Here is a 7389-nt window from a genome sequence, read left to right as displayed (position 1 = left end):
AGCGAACGAGACGGATGGCCGCGCCTCCGCCCTGGAGAGCGCCATTCGCCGCCTAGGGGATGAAAGCCCTCAAAGCAGGGCAGGAACGAGAGTCGCATATAGGGCTTGACCTGCATAAACGCCCTCTAAGAGCTCGTAACACGATCATGAGCGGGCCTTCTGGAGGCGTCTCAGCAGATGAGGCTACAGGCCAACGAGACGAAGGCGTCGTGGAGTTCGGTTCAGCGTTCCCAACGGACGGCGAGGCGTTTGAACTGGTGGAGCAGGGCGAAGGTCTGCTCGACGACGTAGCGGAGTTTGCCCAGGCCTTTGATGTTCGGGGCGCCCTTGCGGGAGATGACCGGCAAGATCCGCCGCTTGCGCAGTTCCCGCCGGTTGGGATTGGAGTCGTAGCCCTTGTCATCGAGGAGTGAGTCGGGGTGGCGGCGCGGGCGGCCGGGCCGTCCGGCCACGGGCGGGATGCCATCGACCAGGGCGAGGGTCTGGGTGACGTCGCTGACGTTGGCCGCGGTGGTGATGACCTTGAACGGGGTGCCGCGTCCGTCGCAGAGCAGGTGGTGTTTGCTGCCCGCCTTCCGCCGGTCGACCGGCGACGGACCAGTGTCGGTGCCCCCTTTTTCGCGCGGACGTGGGAGCCGTCCACGCACGCGCGGGACCAGTCGAGTTCGCCGGCCGCGTTCAGCTCGGCGAGCAGGATGCGGTGCAGTTGGTCGAAGACCCCAGCCTGCTGCCACCGCTCCAGGCGCCGCCAGGTCTGTCCGGAACCGAATCCCAGCTCCAGCGGCAGGAGTTGCCAGGCTATGTCGTTGTGCAGGACGCACAGGATGCCCTGCAGACACAGCCGGTCCGCCACCGGCCGTGGGCCCGGCGACTTCTCCGGCCAGGGCGGCAGCAGCGGCTCGATCAGGGCCCACAAGTCGTCGTCCACGATCCACGGCCGGGTGCTCACATCCTCGCGAACGGCGGAATCGTCACATCGGTCACGCCGGACCAGGGCACTTCAACATGATCAAGTTACGAGCTCGTAGGACACGGTCTGATACTGCAACGGTCTTCGGCGTGACTGGTTGCCAGGCTGTTCGCTGGCCTGGGCATGGATGGGGATCTTGGTGATGACAGGGCGTAACGGGGAGGCTAGCGAGGTGCCGCGAGTACGTCCCGGAGAACGTTCTCGAGCGTGACGCGGGCCAGCTCGTGTCTCAGGGTCTCCTCGATGCCCTCGTAGATGCCCTGCATCGCCGGCTGGATACCGTAACCCACCACGCATCCCTGGTCCGGGGTAGTGCGGTGCATCGCGAACAGCGGGCCGGGTTCCACTGCCTCGTACACGTCGAGCAGGGTCATCGACTCCAGCTCGCGTGCCAGCGACCAGCCCGCGCCCACGCCCCGCCGGGACTCCACGAGCCCGGCCCTGCGCAGCTCGCCGAGCAGCCGCCTGATCACCACAGGGTTGGTGTTCGCGCTGGTCGCGATCTGCTCGGAGGTGGCGACCTCATGGCCCTGGCGCTGGTAGAGGCCGATCCAGGCCAGCGCGTGGGCGGCGATTGTCAGCCTGCTGTTGGCGCTCATGGACTCCTCCTCTCGGCCGCAACGCTTCATGTTACGACAGCCCAGTCGTAACAGCGAAGGTTGCAACATGCTGTCGTAACAATTAGCGTTGCGACTGCAGGAAGGGTCAAATCAACGAGGTGAGAAGAATGAGCAAGCCACTCACGGGCAAGGTCGCCCTGGTCACCGGGGGGTCGCGCGGACTGGGAGCCGCGACCGTACGGCTGCTGGCCGAGCAGGGCGCCGACGTCGCCTTCACCTACGTCAGCTCCGAGAAGCAGGCGCAGGCCGTCGTCGACGAGGTGCACGGCAAGGGAGCCAAGGCCGTCGCCTTCAAGTCCGACCAGGCGGACACGAGCCGGGCGCCGGCGCTGATCGACGACGTGGTCGCGCACTTCGGCGGCCTGGACATCCTCGTCAACAACGCGGCGATCCCCGCGGCTGGCACGGTGGACGCCCCGGACGCCGACACCGCCGCACTGGACCGGATGCACGCCACCAACTACCTCGGCGTGATCGCCGTCATCCGGGCCGCCTCCCGAGTGCTGCGCACGGGCGGCCGCATCATCACGGTGAGTTCCGGACTGGGCTCCCGGGTCGGCGTCCCCGGCCTTGCCGACTACTCGGCGACCAAGTCAGGCATCGAGAGGTACACCCTGGGCGCCGCACGCGACCTCGGGCCCCGGAACATCACCGCCAACGTCGTGGAGGCCGGACTGATGGAGGGCGGCATGCAACCGCCGGACCCCGAGACCCTCAAGGTTCTGCTCAGCTCGCTGTCCCTGCAACGCATGGGGCACCCCGACGAAATCGCCGCGGCGATCGCCTTCCTGGCGAGCCCCGCCGCGTCGTACGTCACGGGCGCGGTGCTGGACGCCCACGGCGGCTACAACGCCTGAACCCAAACGCCGTCCGCGCGCCCCGAAGGACATCGCGCCTTCGGGGCGCGCACCGCCAACGACCCGCGTGTGCGTGGACACGTCTCAATAAGCCCGGATCGTGATGAGCCGGGATTCGGCGAGGGCGGAGAAAACGTCATCGACGAAAAATTCCCGCTGACGGTAATCCCGGCGCTGTAACGTCCGGCCCGGACCCGAGTGAGTCCCCGCGCGTGCGCGGGGGCTCTTCTCGTACGGGCCTCACGCGCGCAAATCGATACATCATTCAGCACGCTCACTTTTTCGCATGTGACCGATCGATGCCACCCCCAGCCACCGCAGCACCGCGTCCGTGCTGCCGCCGGCGTCGAGCTTGGCGGTAGATGTTGCTGGAAAGCCACCTATCCGGCGATCCTCGCCCTCTTCTGCGTTGACGCGGCCATCTCGCACAGCACCGTGCCGCTGGTACGCAGCGCGGCTTCGATGATGGTCACCCTGGTGGCCTTCACCGCCCTCTACGCCCTCGCGCCTGGACAGCTCGGCGGCAGAGACGTGAAGGTCTCCGGACTCGTCGGCCTGATCCTCGGATGGTTCAGCTGGACCGCCGCCTTCACCGGCATCCTGTTGGCCTGGCTACTCGCCGCATTCGCCGGGGTCGTCCTCCGCCCATCGCGCAAGTCCCAGCCCGAGGGGCCACCGCTCGGAACCTGCCTTGTCATCGCGCCGATCACCACCGCGCTGGCGAACAGCTGAGCAGTTGCTGGCTTGTTTCTGCTTGCCTGCCGTGCCCCTTCAGGGGCACCTCTCCGTCTCCAGGGCATCGGCGGCGACCTCACCCCGACGGCGTTACCCAGGCCGAACGCTGCTGCCGCCAGGCCGCCCGCGGCAAGCGCGGACGCTGGACTCCGCCTGGCCACCTCCACGGATGCTTCCAGCTCTCATGGACATCGACTACTCGTCGCAGCGAGCGGCAGCCAGACGGGCCCGTGCCTCCATCAGGGCGAAGCCGAGCAGGTTCTGACCACGCCACCGGGAGGGATCGGTGGCACGCTCATCGGACGCGCCGAGCCCGATGCCCCACACCCGGTCGCGCGGGCTGGCCTCGACCAGCACCCGGTTACCCGTGCCGAGCAAGTACGCGCGCAGAGCGGGGTCCTGTCCGAACTTGGCGACGTTCCCCACAACGACCAACTCGAAGCGGGCGGCGACCCAACGCGCCTCGTCGAAGCCGCGGACCAGCCGCCCGAGGCTCTTGGCCTCGGCGGGAGAGCGCGCCGCGAGGACCGCCGAGTGCGACGCGTCGTCACCGAACAAGCGGGCCTTGCCCGCCATCATCCAGTGCTCGGCGCTGGCATACGTCACGCCGTCCACGGTGAACGGGGAAGGCCACCACTGGCTGAGCGCACCCGGACCGATCGAACCATCCCGCTGTGGCTGATGCCCCCAGAACATCAGCCACTTCGGCCGCGCTCCGGCAGCAATTAGCGCCGCGAGATCCTCTCGGGTACGGGCCTGGACCGGGCTGTTCGTGTCAATCGTCTCCATGACAGGGATCCTCCCAGCCACCACCGACAACAGACGAAGGGATTTCCGCCACGCCCGTGCGGCGCAAGAGCGGTCCTCCAAACCGAGGTCCCCATGGGGCCGGTACCGGTTGACCCACTTCGACGCGCATGGCCGGAGATACCCCTCTCGGCTGCGACGTGCGCAATCGGCCTCGTGCGGCAGCGCTCGATCAGACGACGGCGCCCCTCACTGGTGAGGGGCGCGTTCCTGTGCGTCATGCAGCGGGGCCCGGGGCGGAGGCTCGCTTGGCGATGTCCCGCCGGGAGATGGCCTCTGTCACCTCATCAAGGGCGGTACGGAGGAAGGCTCCGTAGGCGTCTTGGGGAAGGTTGGGGGCATGCTCTTTGGCTGCGGATATGTGCTCGGTGGCTGTGTCGAAGGAGCCGAGGCGGCGGTAGTTGTCAGCGAGGTTGAGGTGCAGGGACGGATAGAAGCCGGCGATGTGAAGGCTGGCGTGGTGCTGCTGAACGCGCTGCTCGGTCACGGCGTCGGCTGCGTCCAGGGCGCGGATGTCCCAGGCCAGGGCCTGGGCTGGGTCTTCGTAGAGGTCTGCCAGGTAGTGCGCGAGAGTGCAGCGGTGCAGCGGGTCGCCGGTGACGCCGATCGTGGACCACAAGGCCAGGAGCTTGTGGCGGGCCGAAGCGATGTCGCCGGCTCGTCCTTCGATGACAGCTTGGCTGATGGCTTCCATGGTCGTGTCGGGGCTGATGGGAGTGGCGGTCATGATGTTGCTCCTCGTCATTCTTGCTCAGGCTGAGCGGTCGGGCTTGATGGGCATGGCCAGGGTGGTGAGATCGCCGCGGTCGGCGGAGCGGATCGTGACGGGCTGGTCCGGTTTCCTCGCAGGTCGAGCATCACGTCAGGGCCGACGGCGGTACTGACGGCCGGATAGAGCGTGATCAGCTCGAAGGAGATCTGAAGGTCCTGCCCCGTCATGGTGGCCGTGAGTGGGACGCCGGGGAGCTCTGCCTCCGCCACCAGGACGTTCAGGACGTTCGGGCCGTGATGGGTCACCCGCAGCGTGATCCGCTCTCCTGGGTGTTCTTCCAGGGCTCGCAGGAGGAGATCTTTCGAGACCGTCACCCGGGTCGTGGCCTCGGGCAGCGACGCGAGCATCAGCCGGTAGTCGGGAAACTCCTCCGACAGCAGGCGGCAGTGCCGGTCTTCTCGGTCTGCCATGCGCAGCCAGAATCCGTGCGGTGTCGCCTCGAGCCGCACCAGTGCGCTGCGGCGGATCTCCGCGATCGCGGCCCGCAACTCGTCACCGTCGACCGTGGCAGCCCAGGTCGCGGCCGCTGCTTCGGCCGGAACCAGGGTCCGGGTCGCGAGGCGGTAGCGGTCCGTGGCGGTCAGCGTGACCGCTTCCTGCGTCGCCTCGACGCGCAGGGCGCCAAGCACTGGCATACCCGGTTCACGCGCGGTCGCGGTCAGGACCTGCTCGATCGCGTCAGCCAGAACCGGCCCCTTCAGCACGGCAATCGGCAGACTTGGTACATCCGTGAGCGATGACTTGATCGAAGCGGCCTTCTGCTGCACCGCTGCCGCGTCCCCGAGGACCTTCGCGACGTGCTCGTCGATCAGCCGGGATGCCTCATCGGGCTCGGCGTCGAGGACCGCTTCGACAGCGGCGAGTGGCATGGCCATCTCACGGAGCTGACGCAGCACGGCTGCCCGTACCACCTGGTCAGCACCGTAGTAGCGGTACCCAGAGACCGGGGCGACCGCGACAGGAGGAAGCAGCCCGGAATCGGCGTAGAAGCGCAAGGCGCTTGCGGTCAGCCCGGTGCGTCGGGCGAAGACCCCGAGCGGCATCAGCTCAAAGTTCGGCACCCCGCCATCGTCGAGCTTCAACCAACTTGAAGGTCAACACCGGCCGGCTGTGTCAACATCGCGGAAGCCGCGAAGCGGGGCGAGGCGGACCTGTCCCTGGTCAGCATCGACTCCACCACCGCCCGCGCTCACCACGACGCTGCCGGGATGCACCTGGCCCAGGACATCCCACCGCCCTGGAGAAGACCGCGGCCGAGGAGGAGACGGCCAAGTCAAAAGGGGCGGCTCCGAAGGACGAAACGGGCAGGAAGCCGAAGCAGATCCCGAGCGGGAGAAGCGACGACGCTTCCGCCGCCGGCTCAGACTCCGTCTGAAGCCCACCCTCCTGGGACGCTCCAGAGGCGGGCAGACCAGCAAGGTCCACCTCGCCGCCGACCGCAAGTGCCGCCCGCTGGCGTGCGTCCTGACCGCGGGCCAGGCCGCGGTCAGGACGCATAGGGAAGGTCAGAATCCGCGGCCCCGTCGGCCGCCCCCGCCTGGACGCGGTCGCCGAGGGCTAGGATCGGCGCGGTAGCCGATTCGAGTTCGTCCAGCAGGCCGGCTGCGGCGCGGAGTGCGGTCCGCGGGGCGGTCTCGGTAATCTCGGCCAGGACGCGCAGGACTCGGTGGGATTCGGGCCAGTCCAGGAACCGCTGTGGCGCGGTGGTTCCGGAGTAGACGCCGGCTTCGATGCCGATTCCTCGGTCCAGCAGGGCAGCGGCGACATGGGCGGCGCCGTCCTCATGCCAGTTGACGGAAGCGTGGTCGGGCAGCATGGTCCAGGCTCGGACCTGCGCGGCACGGGCCGGAGGGTCCGCCGTGGCCCAGGCGCCAGTGGTGACCCCCACGGGGACCCGGGACTGTGGCCCGTACCGCACTGACAGCGGCAGCGACAGCGACGGCTTCCAGCGTGTCCCGGCCGTCGCCGTCCTTGGGGTGCAGATGGATGTCCTCGGCGCCGGCGGCGACAGCCTCACGGGCCGCCGCCGCCAACTCGTCGCCGGTCACCGGGAGATGAGAACACTCGGCGCGGCTACGAGCGCCGTTGAGACAGACCTGCAGCATGACGCCATCTTCGCAGGTCGCACCCGAGAGGCTTCCTGGCAGGCGACTGGATCCAGGGCGAGATCGACTCCCGCAGATTGATCACAACTCGATACGCACCCGACAGCAGGACCTCGCCCTGGGCCTCGTCTCGGTGGCGATTACTCCGAGGCGGCATTGCCCGCGAGCCTGGTGCCCCAGTGGGACGAGAGGCTGTGCGACTCAGCGAGCTTCAGGTCCTCGGGAGTGTCGACGGCCATACCGGCGTCCTCCACCCGCACCATCGCCACCGCGTAGGAGTGTTCGAGAAAGCGGAGCATCTCGATCCCCTCAGCCTCCTCCACGGGGCCCGGGCAAAAGGCCAGCGAATAGACGTAATGCTTCCGGGGTGAAGGCATAGAGGCCGAGTTGCCGCAGCTAAGGCTTGTCCCGTAAATGATCTACGACGTGTTGGTTGACCTGCCTGTTCTTCGTCAACCGGCGAGGGTGAGGTTGTGGAGGCGGGCGATGCCGAGCATGGCGTGGTGGACGCCGTCGCCTTTGA

The 7389-nt window shown here is 68.0% G+C and carries 8 protein-coding genes and 4 pseudogenes; 3 read left to right on the top strand and 9 right to left on the bottom strand.

Features of this window, described 5'->3' with window-relative positions:
- Window positions 1-224: 224 nt before the first annotated feature.
- A pseudogene (locus G6048_RS45685) lies at window positions 225-949 on the bottom strand (IS5 family transposase); the annotation flags it as partial.
- 185 nt (window positions 950-1134) lie between these two features.
- Window positions 1135-1569 (bottom strand): Rrf2 family transcriptional regulator, encoded by a 435-nt coding sequence (locus G6048_RS45680; protein ID WP_030942118.1) that lies wholly within the window; start codon window positions 1567-1569, stop codon window positions 1135-1137.
- Window positions 1570-1697: 128 nt separating this feature from the next.
- Here G6048_RS45680 and G6048_RS45675 point away from each other — a divergent pair, with 128 nt between their 5' ends.
- Together G6048_RS45675 and G6048_RS45670 are read left to right on the top strand one after the other, a co-directional pair.
- The gene (locus tag G6048_RS45675) at window positions 1698-2447 is read left to right on the top strand and encodes an SDR family NAD(P)-dependent oxidoreductase (RefSeq protein ID WP_165345520.1); all 750 of its coding nucleotides are present in this window, start codon (window positions 1698-1700) and stop codon (window positions 2445-2447) included.
- A gap of 288 nt (window positions 2448-2735) precedes the next feature.
- Window positions 2736-3179, top strand: a complete 444-nt coding sequence (locus tag G6048_RS45670) for an A24 family peptidase (protein ID WP_165345519.1) — start codon at window positions 2736-2738, stop codon at window positions 3177-3179.
- 198 nt (window positions 3180-3377) lie between these two features.
- On the opposite strand, the gene G6048_RS45665 is transcribed toward G6048_RS45670, so the two are convergent.
- From G6048_RS45665 to G6048_RS45650, 4 genes and pseudogenes are all read right to left on the bottom strand, one after another.
- Window positions 3378-3971, bottom strand: a complete 594-nt coding sequence (locus G6048_RS45665) for an NADAR family protein (protein ID WP_165345521.1) — start codon at window positions 3969-3971, stop codon at window positions 3378-3380.
- A gap of 69 nt (window positions 3972-4040) precedes the next feature.
- Window positions 4041-4210: pseudogene (locus tag G6048_RS45660) on the bottom strand (IS481 family transposase); the annotation flags it as partial.
- Window positions 4207-4716 (bottom strand): hypothetical protein, encoded by a 510-nt coding sequence (locus tag G6048_RS45655; protein ID WP_165345518.1) that lies wholly within the window; start codon window positions 4714-4716, stop codon window positions 4207-4209. The pseudogene G6048_RS45660 and the gene G6048_RS45655, both read right to left, overlap by 4 nt.
- 24 nt (window positions 4717-4740) lie before the next feature.
- Window positions 4741-5822, bottom strand: a pseudogene (locus tag G6048_RS45650) (DNA polymerase III subunit beta family protein).
- A gap of 57 nt (window positions 5823-5879) precedes the next feature.
- On the opposite strand from G6048_RS45650, the pseudogene G6048_RS52140 reads away from it, so the two are divergent.
- Window positions 5880-6298 (top strand): annotated as a pseudogene (locus G6048_RS52140) (hypothetical protein); the annotation flags it as partial.
- Here the strand turns inward: G6048_RS52140 and G6048_RS50635 are convergent.
- The 3 genes from G6048_RS50635 to G6048_RS45635 all read right to left on the bottom strand — a co-directional run bounded on the left by G6048_RS50635 (window position 6248) and on the right by G6048_RS45635 (window position 7165).
- Entirely contained in the window at window positions 6248-6649 is a 402-nt protein-coding gene (locus G6048_RS50635) for a hypothetical protein (protein ID WP_235991102.1), read from the bottom strand. The pseudogene G6048_RS52140 and the gene G6048_RS50635 overlap by 51 nt on opposite strands.
- A complete protein-coding gene (locus G6048_RS50630) occupies window positions 6543-6866 on the bottom strand; it encodes a 3-keto-5-aminohexanoate cleavage protein (protein WP_235991101.1) in 324 nt (107 codons plus the stop codon). The genes G6048_RS50635 and G6048_RS50630 overlap by 107 nt, the downstream gene beginning before the upstream one ends.
- 140 nt (window positions 6867-7006) lie before the next feature.
- Window positions 7007-7165, bottom strand: a complete 159-nt coding sequence (locus G6048_RS45635; protein WP_165345517.1) for a hypothetical protein — start codon at window positions 7163-7165, stop codon at window positions 7007-7009.
- Window positions 7166-7389 lie beyond the last annotated feature (224 nt).

It is taken from the genome of Streptomyces ureilyticus (assembly GCF_011045025.1).
In the GTDB taxonomy this organism is placed as follows: Bacteria; Actinomycetota; Actinomycetes; order Streptomycetales; family Streptomycetaceae; genus Streptomyces; species Streptomyces ureilyticus.
Note: the sequence above shows the minus strand (reverse complement) of the source record. Positions and strands in the feature narration are given on the sequence as shown.

Coding starts and splice junctions, on each gene's coding strand:
- G6048_RS45680 (WP_030942118.1), bottom strand. CDS start 1,569: ATGAGCGCCAACAGCAGGCTGACAATCGCCGCCCACGCGCTGGCCTGG.
- G6048_RS45675 (WP_165345520.1), top strand. CDS start 1,698: ATGAGCAAGCCACTCACGGGCAAGGTCGCCCTGGTCACCGGGGGGTCG.
- G6048_RS45665 (WP_165345521.1), bottom strand. CDS start 3,971: ATGGAGACGATTGACACGAACAGCCCGGTCCAGGCCCGTACCCGAGAG.
- G6048_RS45655 (WP_165345518.1), bottom strand. CDS start 4,716: ATGACCGCCACTCCCATCAGCCCCGACACGACCATGGAAGCCATCAGC.
- G6048_RS50630 (WP_235991101.1), bottom strand. CDS start 6,866: ATGCTGCAGGTCTGTCTCAACGGCGCTCGTAGCCGCGCCGAGTGTTCT.
- G6048_RS45635 (WP_165345517.1), bottom strand. CDS start 7,165: ATGCTCCGCTTTCTCGAACACTCCTACGCGGTGGCGATGGTGCGGGTG.